This window comes from Streptomyces glaucescens, from assembly GCF_002154375.1.
Taxonomy (GTDB): domain Bacteria; phylum Actinomycetota; class Actinomycetes; order Streptomycetales; family Streptomycetaceae; genus Streptomyces; species Streptomyces glaucescens.
Map to the genome: position 1 here is coordinate 1 of NZ_MUND01000456.1, position 16,220 is coordinate 16,220.

Genomic DNA, 16,220 nt, shown 5'->3' on the forward strand with positions numbered 1-16,220 from the left:
GCCCCCGCTCCCGCGGCGAAGACCGCGGCCCCCTCCCCGGCCAAGCCGGCGCAACCCGCACAGGCGCCCGCTCAGCCGAAGGCGAAGGCCGCGCCCGCCGCCGAGGCCCCGGAGGGCCCCGAGCTGATCACGCTGCGCGGCCCGGCCGCCGCGGTCGCCAAGAACATGAACGCCTCGCTGGAGCTGCCGACCGCCACCTCGGTCCGCGCCGTGCCGGTGAAGCTGCTCTTCGACAACCGCATCGTCATCAACAACCACCTCAAGCGGGCCCGGGGCGGGAAGATCTCCTTCACGCACCTCATCGGCTTCGCGATGGTGCAGGCCATCAAGGCCATGCCGTCGATGAACTGGTCGTTCGGGGAGAAGGACGGCAAGCCGACCCTCGTCAAGCCCCCGCACGTCAACCTCGGCCTCGCCATCGACCTGGTCAAGCCCAACGGCGACCGCCAGCTCGTCGTCGCGGCGATCAAGAAGGCCGAGACGCTGAACTTCTTCGAGTTCTGGCAGGCCTACGAGGACATCGTCCGCCGCGCCCGCGAGGGCAAGCTGACGATGGACGACTTCACCGGCGTCACGGTCTCCCTGACCAACCCCGGCGGCCTCGGCACCGTCCACTCCGTGCCGCGCCTGATGCCCGGCCAGTCGGTGATCATGGGCGTCGGCTCCATGGACTACCCGGCGGAGTTCCAGGGCACCTCCCAGGACACCCTGAACAAGCTCGGCATCTCGAAGGTCATGACGCTCACGTCGACCTACGACCACCGGGTGATCCAGGGCGCCGCCTCCGGCGAGTTCCTGCGCACCGTCGCCAACCTGCTGCTCGGCGAGAACGACTTCTACGACGACGTCTTCGAGGCGCTGCGCATCCCCTACGAGCCGGTCCGCTGGCTCAAGGACATCGACGCGTCGCACGACGACGACGTCACCAAGGCCGCCCGTGTCTTCGAGCTGATCCACTCCTACCGGGTCCGCGGCCACGTCATGGCCGACACCGACCCGCTGGAGTACCGCCAGCGCAAGCACCCCGACCTGGACATCACCGAGCACGGCCTCACCCTGTGGGACCTGGAGCGCGAGTTCGCGGTCGGCGGCTTCTCCGGCAAGTCGATGATGAAGCTGCGCGACATCCTCGGCGTGCTGCGCGACTCGTACTGCCGCACCACCGGCATCGAGTTCATGCACATCCAGGACCCCAAGCAGCGCAAGTGGATCCAGGACCGCGTGGAGCGCCCGCACGCCAAGCCGGAGCGCGAGGAGCAGCTGCGCATCCTGCGCCGCCTGAACGCGGCCGAGGCGTTCGAGACCTTCCTCCAGACGAAGTACGTCGGCCAGAAGCGCTTCTCCCTGGAGGGCGGCGAGTCCGTCATCCCGCTGCTGGACGCGGTCCTCGACAGCGCCGCGGAGTCCCGCCTGGACGAGGTCGTCATCGGCATGGCCCACCGCGGCCGCCTCAACGTCCTCGCCAACATCGTCGGCAAGTCGTACGCGCAGATCTTCCGCGAGTTCGAGGGCAACCTCGACCCGAAGTCGATGCACGGCTCCGGCGACGTGAAGTACCACCTGGGCGCCGAGGGCACCTTCACCGGCCTGGACGGCGAGCAGATCAAGGTGTCGCTCGCCGCGAACCCCTCGCACCTGGAGGCGGTCGACCCGGTCCTGGAGGGCATCGCCCGCGCCAAGCAGGACATCATCAACAAGGGCGGCACGGACTTCACCGTCCTGCCGGTGGCGATCCACGGCGACGCGGCCTTCGCGGGCCAGGGCGTGGTGGCCGAGACCCTGAACATGTCGCAGCTGCGCGGCTACCGCACGGGCGGCACCGTCCACATCGTGATCAACAACCAGGTCGGCTTCACCGCCGCCCCGGAGTCCTCGCGTTCCTCCATGTACGCGACGGACGTGGCCCGCATGATCGAGGCCCCGATCTTCCACGTGAACGGCGACGACCCCGAGGCCGTCGTCCGCGTCGCCCGCCTGGCCTTCGAGTTCCGCCAGGCGTTCAACAAGGACGTGGTGATCGACCTCATCTGCTACCGCCGCCGCGGTCACAACGAGTCGGACAACCCGGCCTTCACCCAGCCGCTGATGTACGACCTGATCGACAAGAAGCGCTCGGTGCGCAAGCTGTACACCGAGTCCCTGATCGGTCGCGGCGACATCACCCTGGAAGAGGCCGAGCAGGCGCTCCAGGACTACCAGGGCCAGCTGGAGAAGGTCTTCACCGAGGTCCGCGAGGCCACCTCGCAGCCGTCCGCGGTGGAGACGCCCGACCCGCAGGCCGAGTTCCCGGTCGCCGTCGGCACCGCGGTCACCACCGAGGTCGTCAAGCGGATCGCCGAGTCCCAGGTCAACATCCCCGACCACATCACCGTCCACCCGCGGCTGCTCCCGCAGCTCCAGCGCCGGGCGTCGATGGTCGAGGACGGCACCATCGACTGGGGCATGGGCGAGACCCTCGCCATCGGCTCGCTGCTCCTGGAGGGTGTCCCGGTCCGCCTGGCGGGCCAGGACTCCCAGCGCGGCACCTTCGGCCAGCGTCACGCGGTGATCATCGACCGTGAGACGGGCGAGGAGTACACGCCGCTGCAGTACCTCGCCGAGGAGCAGGCGCGCCTCAACGTCTACAACTCCCTCCTCTCCGAGTACGCGGCCATGGGCTTCGAGTACGGCTACTCGCTGGCCCGCCCGGACGCGCTCGTGATGTGGGAGGCGCAGTTCGGCGACTTCGTCAACGGCGCCCAGACGGTCGTGGACGAGTTCATCTCGTCGGCGGAGCAGAAGTGGAACCAGACCTCCGGTGTGGTCCTGCTCCTCCCGCACGGCTACGAGGGGCAGGGCCCGGACCACTCGTCCGCCCGCCCGGAGCGCTTCCTGCAGCTGTGCGCGCAGAACAACATGACGGTCGCCATGCCGACCCTGCCGTCGAACTACTTCCACCTCCTGCGGTGGCAGGTGCACAACCCGCACCACAAGCCGCTGGTCGTCTTCACCCCGAAGTCGATGCTGCGCCTGAAGGCCGCCGCGTCGAAGGCGGAGGAGTTCACCACGGGCCAGTTCCGCCCGGTCATCGGCGACAGCTCGGTGGACCCGGCGGCCGTGAAGAAGGTCGTCTTCTGCGCGGGCAAGGTCTACTACGACCTGGAGGCCGAGCGGGTCAAGCGGGGCGTCAAGGACACCGCGATCATCCGCATCGAGCGGCTGTACCCGCTGCCGGGTGCCGAGCTCCAGGCGGAGATCAAGAAGTACCCGAACGCCGAGAAGTACCTGTGGGCCCAGGAGGAGCCGGCGAACCAGGGTGCGTGGCCGTTCATCGCGCTCAACCTGATCGACCACCTCGACCTGGCGGTCGGCGCCGACATCCCGCCGGGCGAGCGGCTGCGCCGCATCTCGCGTCCGCACTCCTCGTCCCCGGCCGTGGGTTCCGCGAAGCGGCACCAGGCCGAGCAGGAGCAGCTGGTGCGTGAGGTGTTCGAGGCGTGAGCCCCGGTCACTGACACCGGTCCGGTGTGAGGGCCCGGTCCCCTGCGGGGGGCCGGGCCCTCGGCCGTTCGGTCAGCCGGCCGGAGGGTCGTAGTAGACGGTGAGGTGCTTGATCGAGCCGCGCTTGTCGTCGCCGAAGACCTGGCGGATCCACAGGCCCCGCAGCCGGGCGAGCAGTTCCGGACCGCTGACCGACCTGGCCAGTTCCCTCTCCACCTGGTCGTAGAGGTCGGCACAGTCGCGGTGCCGCTCCGCGCGGCTCCACAGGATCAGGGGACAGCCGAGGGAACGAACCTCGTCGAGCAGGTGCGCGGGGCGCCCCCGGCCGGTGTGCGGGCACAGCAGCGGGACGGCGCCGGGCGGCGCCTCAGCCAGCAGCATCCGCACGCGGGACAGGTCACCGGCCGGCCGCACAGCCGTCAGCGGGCCGCGCCGCACCGCGTCCCGGCGTGGCGCGTGCCGCGTCCCCCGGTACGTGGTGAGCCCGCGGACGTACACGGTGCACTCCGCGCGCAGCGCCAGGTTCGGGGTCCAGTCGTCCACCACGGCGGTCCACAGCAGCGACTCGGGCAGCCGGTACTCCACGACAGGCCGCCGCCTGCTGGTGTCGGCCTGCCCGAGCGCTGTCCGCAGGCTGTTCTCCAGCAACGTCACCGGCGTGTCCCGCGGGCCGTGCAGGCGGCCTCCGGCACGGTGCAGGGACGTGCCCCCCTGCACCGCGTGCAGCTTCCAGTCGTACGCCAGGCGGCCCTGGGAGACCTCCACGGTGATGCGGCAGCCGGTGGCCCCGCCCAGCACCCGCCGCCGCTCCTGCTCGGAGAGCCCGGCCACCTCCCGGTCGAGCCACTGCTGGAGCAGGAAGTGACCCTTGGTCGCGCGCCGCGCCGCGAGATGGTCCCGGATGCGGGCGGCGTAGCGCACGACCGCGTCCTCGGAGGCCAGCGCGTACAGGTGCCCCGCGCCGTCCCGCCAGCTGCGGGGACGGTGGAGCGGGCGCGGCAGCTTCCCCTCGGGGTCGGTCAGCCGCTCCACCGTCCCCGGATCCGGTGGCGGCTCCAGCCGTGCCAGCGAGACGTACAGGTGCCGCTTGCGGGCCGGCTGACCCGTCGTGTCCGGCCGGTCGGCCTGGCGGACGATGGCGTGCCACAGGTCCGCCCCCTCGGCGCCCTGCTCGCACAGCTCCCGCAGCGCCTCGACGCGCACCCCTCTGCCGGGCTCCGTGACCACGCCGACGAGGGAACCGTCCACTCGGCTGAGCACCGGGCCGCCGATGCCCTCGTGAACCGCGGGCGCGTCCCGCAACCGCAGGTGACGGGTGCCCGGCGAGCCTTCCGCCCGGGCCTGCGTCGCCCGGCCGGGCGCCGCGTACACGGTGACGTCCTCGGGCCGGGTGTCGGGCCGGTCGCTGAGCCACAGGCCGGGGGCCTCCGGCGCTCCCCGCACCTCGTAGAGCGCCAGCTCACCGACCGCGCGTCCCGGCCGCGCGGTATGCCTGTCACCGTCCGCCGTCGTCACGGTGACGATCCCGTCCGGCCCCAGCATGCGCGCCGACGTGACTACGATGCCCGGTGCCACGAAGAAGCCGGTGCACGTGACGCCGTCCGCGCCGGCCACCCGGACCAGGACCCTGCGCACGGACGCGTCCGCGAGGGCCGGGAGCTCCATCCGTACGACGTCGAACGTCCTCGGCCACCGCTCGCGGGCCGAGGTGACCAGGGTGTGGCCGCCCTCCGGCAGATGGGTCCCGGCCTCCGGATCGTCCCAGTCGGCCAGCACCAGCAGCCACTTGACCGCGTTGTCCCGCAGCACGTGGGAGAGCTCGGCGAGGCGGCTCTCCAGGCCGCCTCTGGCGGGCAGGCCGAACTCGACGCCGAGCCGGGCCAGTTCCTCGCGGCGGGTTTCGGGGCCGACGTCGCCCATCCACCAGACGATGTCGTACTCCGCGCCGTGGCGCCGCACGTACTGAGCCGCGAGTTCCGCCTTGGCCTCGGCGGACGGCCCGACGACCACGCACGCGGCGTCGAGGCGGTCCGGCGCCAGGCTCTCGCGCACCCCGGCCAGCGCCGCTTCCGGCACCTCGGTCACGGGGTCGGCCCAGGGGTCCGCGGGCCGGACGCGCGGCTCCGCGGCGGGCAGGGGCGCGGGGGTGCGGGTGGCCGGGACGGTGCGGCCGGACGGGGCCAGAAGCCGCCGTTCCGCTTCTGCGGCGGTGAGGTCCCACAGGCGGGTGACCAGGTCCGTTCCGGCCGACTGTGCCCCCGTGGCCGGCCGGGCCGTCGCGAACGGGAACACCCGGTCGGTGTGGCGCTCCACGAGCGCGCGGAGCGGGCCGATGGCCTCGGCCCCGGCGGGACCGAGGAGCAGGACGACGTGGACGCGGGGGTGCTGGTCGAGCCACTGCTCCAGGACGTGGGGCAGCTCCTGGGGGCCGCCGTACACCGGCCGCAGCTCCACCTCCGCGCCCGCGGCGCCCAGGGCGTCGGCCGCCCACAGCGCCCACTGCTCCTCCTCCACCAGGTACATCACGTCCACGGACCGCGCGGGCGGCTGGGGGGCCGAGGCGACGAACCGGTCCAGCACCAGTGCCGACACCTCGGCGAACGCGTCCGGCACGGGGACGCCGGTGTCGTCGTTCGGTGGTGGCGTGCTGTTGCCGGTCAGCCGGTTCAGGGCCAGGGCCGGGAAGTTGCGGGCCCGGCGTCCGAAGTGGCGGTCGACGTAGTCGCCGCAGTGCTTGAGCACGAGGAAGGCGTCGCCGGGCGGCAGCAGACGCAGCAGCAGCTCGCGCACGCCGGGCCGGAACTCGTACCACTCGTCCTGCGTGCCGCGCTCCAGGAGCCCGCTCAGCAGGACCTCGGCCAGCACCGTCGGGCCGGACTGCGGCTGCATGGCGCGCTGGACGAGCTGCATCACCGGGAGCAGCAGCGGGACCGCCGAGTAGGTGACGGCCAGCTGGACGGCCTGGCGGGAGGCGGTGCGGCGGAAGGCGCGGACCAGGACCTCGGCGTCGGGTTCGGCGCGGGGCGCGCGCGGCGGGGCGGCCGGGTGGTCGGCGTGCACCCAGGCGGCGGGCGCGGGCAGCGCGAGGCCGGTGCTCCCGGCCAGCAGCCGGGCCCAGGTGCCGAGCGCGGTCCGGGTCGGTGCCAGGACGGGGACGGGTAGCGCGCCCGGCGGGCGGCCGCCGTCCGCCGGGGTGAACTCCAGGCGGGCGCCGAGTCCTTCGCGGCGCCGGAGGGTGCCGGGCAGGGCGGGCAGATGGGTGCGCCGCCACATGCGCTGGGGCAGGGGCTGGACGACGGCGACGGGCGCGGCCTGGCCCCAGTGGTGAAGGAGCCGCTGCATGCGCCCGGAGCGCCACAGCGGTCCCGCGCAGTCACTGAGCACGAGGGTGAGCTGCCGTCCGGTGGGGTCCCGCAGCTGGTCGGCGGCGCGTACCGCCCGCCCGCCGTGGCGCGCGGTGCCGGCGACGAGGGTGCCGTCGGCGTCCTCGCGGAGGTAGTGCGCGGCCACTTCGCGGAACGCGCCGAGGCCCGCGCAGATCTGGCGCAGTTCCTCCAGTGCCGTGTCCCACACCCCGGTGGAGGTGGACACGTCCATGAGCAGCCGCAGCCGGGCCTCGCGGCGGTCGGTGGCGCGCAGCACGGGCAGCAGCAGGCGGGTCTCCGCCGCCTCCTCGGCGGTGGCCTGCTCGTCGAGGACGAGGGCGGCGGCGCGGACCGGCGGGCGGTAGTGCTGGAGGGGGCGCAGGGCCCGCTGGAGGGCCAGCGGCTGGGGCAGCGCGGTCGCCATCGGGACGCGGACGCGGACGGCGCCGGCGCTGTCACCACCCGGTGGCCCGGCTCCCCGGTCGGCCGGGCGGGGCCGGTCGGCGTGCAGGAGCGTACGGGCGTCCGGCCGGTCCGGTGCGGGCGGGTCGGGGGCGGCGCCCTGGCCGCACGGGTCCGGTCCGGCCTCCGCGGGGTGGTCGTCCTCGGGCCGCGGGGCGGCCGGTGCCGGATCGGAGCGTACGGCGGCGGGGGCCACGTACCGGGCCAGCCACAGCGCCTCGGCGAGTTCGCGCGCGGACGGCTCGCCGCCGAGCGCGCGCAGCCGCTCGGCCAGCTCGGCCAGCCGCCCGTCCGGTGTGGTCATGCGCGGCGTCCGCTCCCCTGCTCGCCGTGGTCGAGGGGCCGCATCAGCAGCTCGGCGAGCCGCTGCCGGTCGCCGCCGCCCTGCCGGGCGGCCTGCTGGGTGAGGTAGACGGCGTTCAGCAGCTGGTCGGCGGCGCGCAGGGCGCCCGGAGCGGAGCCGAGGAAGGAGCGTACGAGGTCGTCGTTGCGCTCCGCGTCCGCGGCGCCGAAGTGTGCGCCGACCATGGCGCCGAGCCGGGCCCGGCCCCAGGCGTCGTTGCGCGGCGAGGGCAGGTCCAGGTGCAGGCAGCGGCGCAGCAGCGGGGCGGGGAAGTCGCGTTCGCCGTTGCTGGTCATCACCACGACCGGGAAGGCCCGGCAGCGGACGCGTCCGTCGCGCACCGGGACGTGCTCGTCGTCGTCGGTGAGCACCCGCACCTCCTGCTGCCGGTCGGCGACGCGCTGGAGTTCGGGGATGCGGAACTCGCCTTCCTCCAGTGCGTTCAGCAGGTCGTTGGGCAGGTCGATGTCGCTCTTGTCGAGTTCGTCGACGAGCAGGACCCGGGGGCGGGCGCGGGGCAGCAGGGCGGTGCCGAGCGGGCCGAGCCGCAGGTAGGCGCCGATGTCCTTGCGGCCCTCGCCGCTCAGTTCGGCCATCTGGGTGTCCTGGAGCCGGGCGATGGCGTCGTAGGTGTAGAGGCCGTCGCGCAGGGCGGTGCGGCTGACGATGGGCCACTGGAGGACCCGGCCGAGTCCGAGTTCGTGGGCGATGGCGTGGGCGAGCGTGGACTTGCCGGAGCCGGGGTCACCGGTCACCAGCAGCGGGCGGCGCAGGAAGAGCGCGGCGTTGATCAGTTCCAGCTCCTGCGGTCCCCAGGCGATGCCGTGGTCGCCGTGGGCACCCAGCCGGCGCAGGGACTCGGTGCCGAGCGGGGGCACCGTGTCGAGGGCGGGGCCGCCGTCGAAGTCGCGCCACGGCGGCGGGGGCGGCAGCCGGGTGATCCCGTCGTGCGGTTCGCCGTTGCCCCGGAAGATGTGCCACTGCGTGTCGGGGCTCTCGGGGTTCTCGGTCACGGGGACTCCAGCAGGTCGTCGCAGAGGGGGATCGGGCGGCGGGGGTCGTCGTAGAGCAGGGCCAGGTCCTCCGCCCAGTAGGCGTCCTCCTCGGACCGGCTGACGCGTTCGCGCAGGGCGCGCAGCCGCTCGGGCAGGGCGGTCGCGCGGCTGGTGGAGCCGAGCAGTTCGGCGGCCTTGTCGTGCAGCCGCTCGCAGTCGGGCCCGCATCCGTGGGTGTGCTCGCCGCGCAGGTTCCACAGCATGACCCCGTACCCGGCGCCGATCGCCCGGGTCAGCGGCTCGGTGCTCTCGGCGGGCGGCCGGCACAGCACCGGCACGGCCCCGGGCGGCGCCTGCCCGAGGGTCTGCGCGGCGACGGCCGCAGACGGCACCGGCAGCGCCTTGGGCGTGCCCTCGGCGATCCCGCGCCAGCGCTCGCGCCAGACGTCGGTCGGCTCGCCGCGGCGCTTGAGGCAGCGCAGGACGACCTGCCGGTGCACGCCGAAGGGCCGGTCGGCGGGGTGCGGTTTGAGGCTGCGGGCTACGGGGCCGGGCCGCCACAGGTGGACGTCCACGCCGAAGTGGTCGACCGGTACGGCGAGTTCGAGCCTGGCCCGCCGGCCGGTGTCGAGCAGGCCGAAGGTGCGGGTCAGCGGCTCGTTGAGGACGTGGGGCAGTTCGGCGAGGGAGGCGCCTTCGCCGTCGGTGTCCTCGTCCACGGCCCGCGCGGTGTCCTGGCCGCCGGTCCAGGTCCAGATGCGCCAGTGGAAGCGGTCGTGGGGACGGAACAGGTCGGGTTCGAGTTCGACGGCGACGACCGGGCCGTCGTCGTGCTCGGCGGCGTCCTCCGGGGCCGGCCCGGGTTCGTACCCGGCCTCGAAGAAGCCGCCCGGCTCCTCCGCGGCTGTCGGGTGCGGGGCCGCGGCCCAGGGCGCGGGGGCCGCGGCCGTCACGTTCAGCAGCAGGGCGCGCAGGTGGTCGGGGAGCTGCCCGGCCCGTTCCGCCACCCACCCCTCGAGGCGCGCGGCGGCCTTTGGGGCGCGTGCGGCGCAGGCGTGCGCGACCACGCGCAGGTAGTGCAGCGAGACCACGTCGGCGCCCTCCGCGTGGTCGTAGAGCCAGCCCTGACCGTCACGCCAGTCGTGCGGGGCGCGTTCGTCCTCCCAGAGCGGCTCGTCACCCAGCACCCGCTCGATCAGCTCCTGCAACTGCGCGGGCGAGTCCGGCCGGGGCAGGGCGGCGAGCAGCGCGCAGGCCTCCGCGCTGTCCCGGGGCGTCCACCGGCGGGCGCCGCCCCCGCACAGCTCCTGCTGCGCCTTCACCCAGGCCTGCCCGCCGCGCACCCGCTCGTGCCACACGTCGTGGGCGCGGATGAGGGCGGCGTACGGGTCGGCGCCCAGGGAGGACTCGTCGCCCACGGGCAGGGCGCGCCGGAATCCGCGCAGGGCGGTGACCGCGACGGCCAGACCGCCGTCCTTGTTCGCGCGGCGGGCCTTGACGACCCCCGCCACCAGCCCGCGTTCACGGTCCAGCAGCGGTCCGCCGGACGCGCCGTGCGGGATCTCCACCAGCGGCGCGAGGGTCAGACCGTGCGCGCCGTCCTTGCCGTTGCACTCGGTGTGCCCGCTCCACCGCTGGGGCGGGCCGCCGCCCGGCGAGCGCCAGCCGTGGGCGGTGACCGCCAGCGGGGGGTCGTAGCGGTCGGTCAGGCGCACGCAGACGTGGTCGACCGGATCGGTGACGCGCAGCAGCGCCAGGTCCTGCTCCGGATCGGTGCCGTCGAGCCAGTACGCCGTCGCGCCCCGCACGTCCAGGCCGTTGTGCCCCCGGACCCGGAGGATCGTGCGGTGCGCGCCGCGCGCCTGGGGCGGCAGGACGTGGGCGCAGGTCAGCACCCAGCCGGGCGCGACGAAGAAGCCGCTGCCCCACAGGGTGTCCGGTTCGCCCTCCGGGCCTATCCGCACGGTGGCACGGACGATCAGCGCGTCGAGCCTGCCTGTCATACGGTCGAGGAGCCCTGCCCGTCGGCGGCGGTCTCACCGGTGGCCGTCGAGGTCCCGTCGGCGGCGGGCCGGGCCGGGTCGCCGCGCCAGGTGAGGGTGATGGACAGGGCGGCCTTCGCCTCGCCGTCGGCGAGCAGGGCGACGGCCTTGCCGGGCTTGACGGCGAGTTCCACCCCGAAGGTGGCGCTGACCTCGTCGGGCCGGACCGTGCGCGCGGCCTGGAGAACGGCCGAACCGACTCCTCGGACCAGCTCGTTGAGCTGGTCGACGCGCGCCGCCATGTGATCCAGGGCGCCGACGTCCTCGTAGGAGAACTCGTCGGCCCCGCCGGGCACCTCGTCCGGTTCCAGAACGCTCACGCGTGCGAGGACCGTTCCGCCGCCGGGCAGCTCGATCTCCTGGATTCTGCGCTGGTCCATGACGCCCCCGTGCGCCTCGTGATGTACGTGCGGACATTCTGCACGCACCGGCATCGCCGGGGGTCCGGATCCGGCCAGTCCGGCAGGGTCGCGGGGCGCATAACCTGGTGGGGTACGACCTCAAGGCCTCAGGCCCAGCCCCAGGAGAGCACCCGTGTACTTCACCGACCGAGGCATCGAAGAACTGGAGAAGCGGCGCGGCGAGGAAGAAGTCACCTTCGAGTGGCTCGCCGAGCAGCTGCGGACGTTCGTCGATCTCAACCCGGACTTCGAGGTGCCGGTGGAGCGACTGGCGACGTGGCTGGCGCGGCTGGACGACGAGGACGACGAGTAGGTCCGGCATGAGCTGAGCGGGGCGTCCGAGGGCGCCCCGTTTTCGTGCGTTTAAGGCCCCGTTTTCGTGCGTTTGGGGCTCCGTTTTCGTGCGTCCGCGGACGGCCCCGGCCGCTCAGTCGCGCGCGTGCGTCAGGCCGTACGCCAGGCCGGAGGCGCCGTGGGCCAGCAGCAGGACACCCGCCACCAGCCAGCCGGCGCTGCGGCGGCGCAGGCCCCACGCGGTGAGCGGGAGACCGGCGGCGATCTGGGCGGCGGCCAGGACGAGGGCCCTCGGATCGCCGGACGGCGGCGGATACGGACCCGGCGGGCCGTCCTCCACGGCCTCCGGTTCCGCGCGGAGCGCCTCCCGCCGGCGCGGCCGTTCGAGCTGCCGGGTGTCCGGGCGGCCACGGGCGGCCTCGGTCAGCCGGCCGGCGGGGGCGCCGGGGGCGAGACCGGCGGGCAGGGCGACGCCCACGCGGACGAGGACCGCGAGCAGGCCGCGCATCCGCGCGCGGGCGTCGGCCCCGGAGCCGGGCCGTGTCAGCTCGTCGAGGGACTGCATGTCGAGGACCGGGTCGAGGCCCAGCCGCGCGGCGAAGGTGCGCATGGCCTCGTCCTCGCCGGCCGGGGTACCGGCCGTGAGCCAGACGTAGCCGACGGGACGGCGGAAGCCGGAGGCGAGGGTGTATCCCGCGCGGTCGGCGTCCCACCACAGGGCCAGCACCGGCCAGGGGGCGCCGACGGCGAGGGCGGTGGCCCACCCGGTGGCGACCCGCTCGACCGGCTCGCCGCCGTCGCGCCAGGGCCTGCCCTCCGGCACCAGTACGCTCCACGCCTCCCCTGCGCCGGTGAGCAGCATGGGTTCGCGCAGCAGCCGGGCGGCGGAGGCGACGGAATCGGCGTCCGCCCGGCAGAGCAGCAGGGCGCCCGGGGAGTCGTCCGGGAGGTCGTCCTTCGGCATGCTCACAAGCTAGGGCACTTTGCCCGTTTCACAGGGATTGCTGACCACTCGAACGAGTCTCTTGACTTTCGATGGGCGCGATATATCGTGAGTCACGGAGACGCGATATGGCGCGTTCGGTCTCGCCCGGGGCGTCTCGCCGTGTGCCGGGGTGTGTGTTTCGAGGAGGTCTCACCATGTCCGAGTGGTCCGTCGCGGAGCCCACCAAGCTCGCCTTCGACGACCCCGTGCGGGAGCTGCGCGTCCGCGTCACCGGCGGAACGGTGAACGTGGTCGGCACGGACGAGGGTTCCGCCCGCCTGGAGGTCTCCGCACTCGAGGGCCCGCCCCTGGTGGTGACCCAGCAGGACGGCACCCTGACCGTGGCCTACGAGGACCTGCCCTGGAAGGGGCTCCTGAAATGGCTCGATCCCCAGGGCTGGCGGCGCAGCGCCGTGGTCTCACTGGCCGTCCCCGCCCGCACCCGTGTCGAGGTGGGCGCCATCGGTGCCGCGGTCGTCGTGTCCGGTGTCGACGGACCCGTGGAGGTGAAGGGGGTCTCCGGGGACAGCACACTGGTCGGGCTCGCGGGGCCGGTCCGCGCGGACACCGTCTCCGGGAACCTGGAGGCCCAGGCCCTCACCGGCGATCTGCGCTTCCACTCCGTCTCCGGGGACCTGTCGGTCGTCGAGGCGGGCTCCTCCGTGAGGGCCGACTCGGTCAGCGGATCGATGATCGTCGACCTCGATCCGGCGAGCAGCCCCACCGACATCTGCCTCACCAGCGTCTCCGGCGAGATCGCCATCCGCCTGCCGCAGCCGGCGGACGCCGACGTGGAGGCCAACACCGCCAGCGGGACCGTCTCCAGCGCTTTCGAGGACCTGCGCGTCACCGGCCAGTGGGGCGCCAAGCGCATCACCGGCCGCCTCGGCGCGGGCAGTGGCCGCCTGAGGGCGACCACCGTCAAGTGTCCGGCGACCCGGCGGAAGCGCCCGCCGACCCCACGGCCGGGGCGCAGGAGGACACGGTGCAGGACGACACGGGGGACAATGCCGCTGCCGGCCCGGGCGAGAGTTCGTCCCCGACCAGCGCCCCGGCCGACGGCACGACCGACAAGAAGGTGCTCTGACATGCCCCCCGTCTTCGCCCACGGCCGCCTCCGCCTCTATCTGCTGAAGCTGCTCGACGAGGCCCCGCGCCACGGCTACGAGGTGATCCGCCTCCTGGAGGAGCGATTCCAGGGGCTGTACGCGCCGTCGGCGGGCACGGTCTATCCGCGCCTGGCCAAGCTGGAGAGCGAGGGCCTGGTCACCCACACCACCGAGGGCGGCCGGAAGGTGTACGCCATCACGGACGCGGGCCGCGCCGAACTGGCCGACCGCAGCGGCGAACTGGCCGATCTGGAGCTGGAGATCCGGGAGTCGGTCGCCGAGCTGGCCGCCGAGATCCGCGCCGACGTGCGGGGCGCGGCCGGTGATCTGCGGCGCGAGATGCGGGCCGCCGCCGCGAGCCAGGCCCGGCAGGGCGCCGGTGCGGCCGAGGAGCCCGCGGAGAACGAGGCCTGGCGCGCGGCCAAGGAGGAGATGCGGCGCGTCAAGCAGGAGTGGAAGGAACAGGCCCGCCGCGCCAAGGACGAGAGCCGCCGGGCCCGCGAGGAGGCCGAGCGCGCCCGGCGCCAGGCCAAGGAGGCGCAGGAGCGGGCGCGTGCGCAGGCCCAGGAGGAGGTGCAGCGCATCGCCCGGCGGGTCCAGGAGCAGGTCCAGGATCACTTCACGCGGGGCGACTGGCCGAACGGTCTGCGCGAGGGGCTGGCCGAACTGGCCAGGGAGTTCGGTGACTTCGGCAAGGGCTTCGGCCGCCCGAACCCGCCCAAGGCGGGCCCGCGGCCGGAGTACTCGACGACCCCCGAGGACTTCCCCGCCGCGTACGAGCCGTCCTGGGCCCACGAGACTCCCACCGGGGACCCCGCCCGCGACCTGGACCGGCTGCTGGACCGCTTCCGCGACGACATCCGCGACGCGGCCCGCGACCACGGCATCACCCCGGACCAGTTCCGCGACGCCCGCCGCCACTTGTCCACGGCGGCAGCCCACATCGGCGCACTGCTACGGACGCCGAAGGCGTAGGAGGAGAGGGCGGGCCCCCGGTGGCCGGGACGGCGTGGTGGCGGGCATCGCGACCAGGGCCGGGACCGACCGGCTCACCCGGCCCTCGCCTCTCCCCCGCCATCCAGCACCCGCGTCACCGACTCGTAGGTGACCCCGTGGTCCGCCAGCACCTCCGCGGGCACGCCCGGAAGTGTCGTCAGGGCGAGCAGGAGATGCTGGTCGCCGATGCTGCGGTCGCGGCGGGCGAGGGCGACGCGGAGGGACTTCTCCAGCACCGTCCTCGCCTCCCGGCCGAAGGACGGCCGGCCGCCGCCCCACCACGCCTTGCCCTTCGGGGACCCGGACATCGCACCCGCGCCGTGCACCTCCTCCACCCGGGCCACGATCCGCGCGACATCGATCCCCAGCCCGGCCAGCGCCTCGGTCTCGGCCTGGGACAACCCGGCCAGGCGCCGGGCCTCGGCCAGCGCCCGGATCATCGAGTCCCGGCGCGCGGTGACCCCCAGTGCCGCGAGCACGGAGGAGCCCCGGCCCGCCTCCCGGCCGAGGAGCGCCAGCAGCAGATGCCCGGCGTCGACGGTCCGCGCCCGCTCCTCCTCGGCCTGGGCGACGGCTCCCTTCACCACCTCACGGGCGTCCTTGGTGAACCGCTCGAACATCATCGCCTCCCGTACTTCTTGTGCACGGCCTGCCTGCTCACTCCGAGTTCCGCGGCGATCTCCTGCCACGACCAGCCCTGATTGCGCGCACTGCGCACCTGCACGGCCTCCAACTGCTCCAGCAGCCTGCGCAGGGCGGCGACGGCCCGCAGCCCGACCCGGGGGTCGCGGTCACCCGCCTGCTCGGCCAGATCCGTTGCTTCGGTCATGACGTCAACCTACGTTGACATCCACGTGACGTCAACCCTGGTTGACACAGAGGGCGCGAAAACGGCCGGCCCGGAAACCACCGGACCGGCCGTGGGCCGGCGGAGCCGACGAGGCTCGCGAGTTGCCTGGGGCTCAGGAGTTGGTGAGGCTCAGGAGTTGGTGAGCACGATCTTGCCGAACTGATCCCCCGCCGCCAGCCGCTCGAAGCCCTCCCGGGCCCGGTCCAGCGGCAGCACCTCGTCGATCACCGGCCGCACCCCCGTGGCCGCGCAGAACGACAGCAGGTCCTCCAGCTCGTCCTTGGTGCCCATGGTCGACCCGACCACCTTCAGCTCCAGGAAGAAGATCCGCGTCAGTTCGGCGTGCGAGGGCCGGTCACCGCTGGTGGCACCGGAGATGACCAGCGTGCCGCCGGGCCGCAGCGACTTCACCGAGTGCGACCACGTCGCGGCGCCCACCGTCTCGATCACCGCGTCCACCCGCTGCGGCAGCCGCGCCCCCGGCTCCAGCGCCTCCACGGCGCCGAGTTCGAGCGCCCGCTTGCGCTTGGCCTCGTCCCGGCTGGTCGCGAAGACCCGCAGTCCGGCGGCCTTGCCCAGCACGATGGCGGCCGTGGCGACCCCGCCGCCCGCGCCCTGCACGAGCACGGAGTCACCGGGGCGCACCCCGGCGTTGGTGAAGAGCATCCGATACGCCGTCAGCCAGGCGGTCGGCAGGCAGGCGGCCTCCTCGAAGGACAGCTCCTTGGGCTTGGGCAGGATGTTCCAGGTCGGTACGGCGACCTGCTCGGCGAAGGTGCCCTGGTAGCGCTCGGTGAGGATGGAGCGGGGCTCCTTGGGGCCGACGCCGTGGCCGCTCTGGCCGATGACGGAGTGCAGGACGACCTCGTTGCCGTCCTCGTCGATCCCGGCGGCGTCG

General features: G+C 73.9%; 11 protein-coding genes and 1 pseudogene. 4 read left to right on the forward strand and 8 right to left on the reverse strand.

Annotated elements, in window-relative coordinates:
- A partial coding sequence (locus CCN42_RS27375) for a multifunctional oxoglutarate decarboxylase/oxoglutarate dehydrogenase thiamine pyrophosphate-binding subunit/dihydrolipoyllysine-residue succinyltransferase subunit (protein WP_086739605.1) occupies positions 1 to 3,480 on the forward strand: 3,480 nt, incomplete at its 5' end.
- Between the two features lie 72 nt (positions 3,481 to 3,552).
- On the opposite strand, the gene CCN42_RS27380 is transcribed toward CCN42_RS27375, so the two are convergent.
- Genes CCN42_RS27380 through CCN42_RS27395 form a run of 4 tightly spaced genes read right to left on the reverse strand, consistent with a single transcriptional unit; the run spans position 3,553 to position 11,067 of the window.
- The gene (locus CCN42_RS27380; RefSeq protein WP_086739606.1) at positions 3,553 to 7,611 is read right to left on the reverse strand and encodes an SAV_2336 N-terminal domain-related protein; all 4,059 of its coding nucleotides are present in this window, start codon (positions 7,609 to 7,611) and stop codon (positions 3,553 to 3,555) included.
- Positions 7,608 to 8,663: an AAA family ATPase gene (locus CCN42_RS27385; RefSeq protein WP_245877479.1), complete on the reverse strand. Its 1,056-nt coding sequence runs from the start codon at positions 8,661 to 8,663 to the stop codon at positions 7,608 to 7,610. The genes CCN42_RS27380 and CCN42_RS27385 overlap by 4 nt, the downstream gene beginning before the upstream one ends.
- Positions 8,660 to 10,648, reverse strand: coding sequence for a VMAP-C domain-containing protein (locus tag CCN42_RS44805; RefSeq protein WP_086739608.1), 1,989 nt, complete (start codon positions 10,646 to 10,648; stop codon positions 8,660 to 8,662). Before CCN42_RS44805 ends, CCN42_RS27385 begins: the two co-directional genes overlap by 4 nt.
- Positions 10,645 to 11,067, reverse strand: coding sequence for a CU044_2847 family protein (locus CCN42_RS27395; protein WP_245877480.1), 423 nt, complete (start codon positions 11,065 to 11,067; stop codon positions 10,645 to 10,647). The genes CCN42_RS44805 and CCN42_RS27395 overlap by 4 nt, the downstream gene beginning before the upstream one ends.
- A 154-nt stretch (positions 11,068 to 11,221) precedes the next feature.
- Here CCN42_RS27395 and CCN42_RS27400 point away from each other — a divergent pair, with 154 nt between their 5' ends.
- A complete protein-coding gene (locus tag CCN42_RS27400) occupies positions 11,222 to 11,401 on the forward strand; it encodes a DUF6104 family protein (RefSeq protein ID WP_003992906.1) in 180 nt (59 codons plus the stop codon).
- Positions 11,402 to 11,515: 114 nt separating this feature from the next.
- Here CCN42_RS27400 and CCN42_RS27405 read toward each other — a convergent pair whose 3' ends face one another.
- Positions 11,516 to 12,346: a hypothetical protein gene (locus CCN42_RS27405; protein WP_086739609.1), complete on the reverse strand. Its 831-nt coding sequence runs from the start codon at positions 12,344 to 12,346 to the stop codon at positions 11,516 to 11,518.
- A gap of 176 nt (positions 12,347 to 12,522) precedes the next feature.
- On the opposite strand from CCN42_RS27405, the pseudogene CCN42_RS45930 reads away from it, so the two are divergent.
- Both CCN42_RS45930 and CCN42_RS27415 read left to right on the forward strand, forming a co-directional pair.
- A pseudogene (locus CCN42_RS45930) lies at positions 12,523 to 13,152 on the forward strand (DUF4097 family beta strand repeat-containing protein); the annotation flags it as partial.
- Positions 13,153 to 13,455: 303 nt separating this feature from the next.
- The gene (locus CCN42_RS27415) at positions 13,456 to 14,451 is read left to right on the forward strand and encodes a PadR family transcriptional regulator (RefSeq protein WP_086739611.1); all 996 of its coding nucleotides are present in this window, start codon (positions 13,456 to 13,458) and stop codon (positions 14,449 to 14,451) included.
- Positions 14,452 to 14,525: 74 nt separating this feature from the next.
- Here the strand turns inward: CCN42_RS27415 and CCN42_RS27420 are convergent, their stop codons facing one another.
- From CCN42_RS27420 to CCN42_RS27430, 3 genes are all read right to left on the reverse strand, one after another.
- Positions 14,526 to 15,092: a Clp protease N-terminal domain-containing protein gene (locus CCN42_RS27420; protein ID WP_086739613.1), complete on the reverse strand. Its 567-nt coding sequence runs from the start codon at positions 15,090 to 15,092 to the stop codon at positions 14,526 to 14,528.
- Complete coding sequence (locus tag CCN42_RS27425; RefSeq protein WP_086168718.1) at positions 15,092 to 15,301, reverse strand: helix-turn-helix domain-containing protein; 210 nt, start codon at positions 15,299 to 15,301, stop codon at positions 15,092 to 15,094. The genes CCN42_RS27420 and CCN42_RS27425 overlap by 1 nt, the downstream gene beginning before the upstream one ends.
- Before the next feature lie 150 nt (positions 15,302 to 15,451).
- A partial coding sequence (locus CCN42_RS27430) for a zinc-binding dehydrogenase (protein ID WP_086739614.1) occupies positions 15,452 to 16,220 on the reverse strand: 769 nt, incomplete at its 5' end.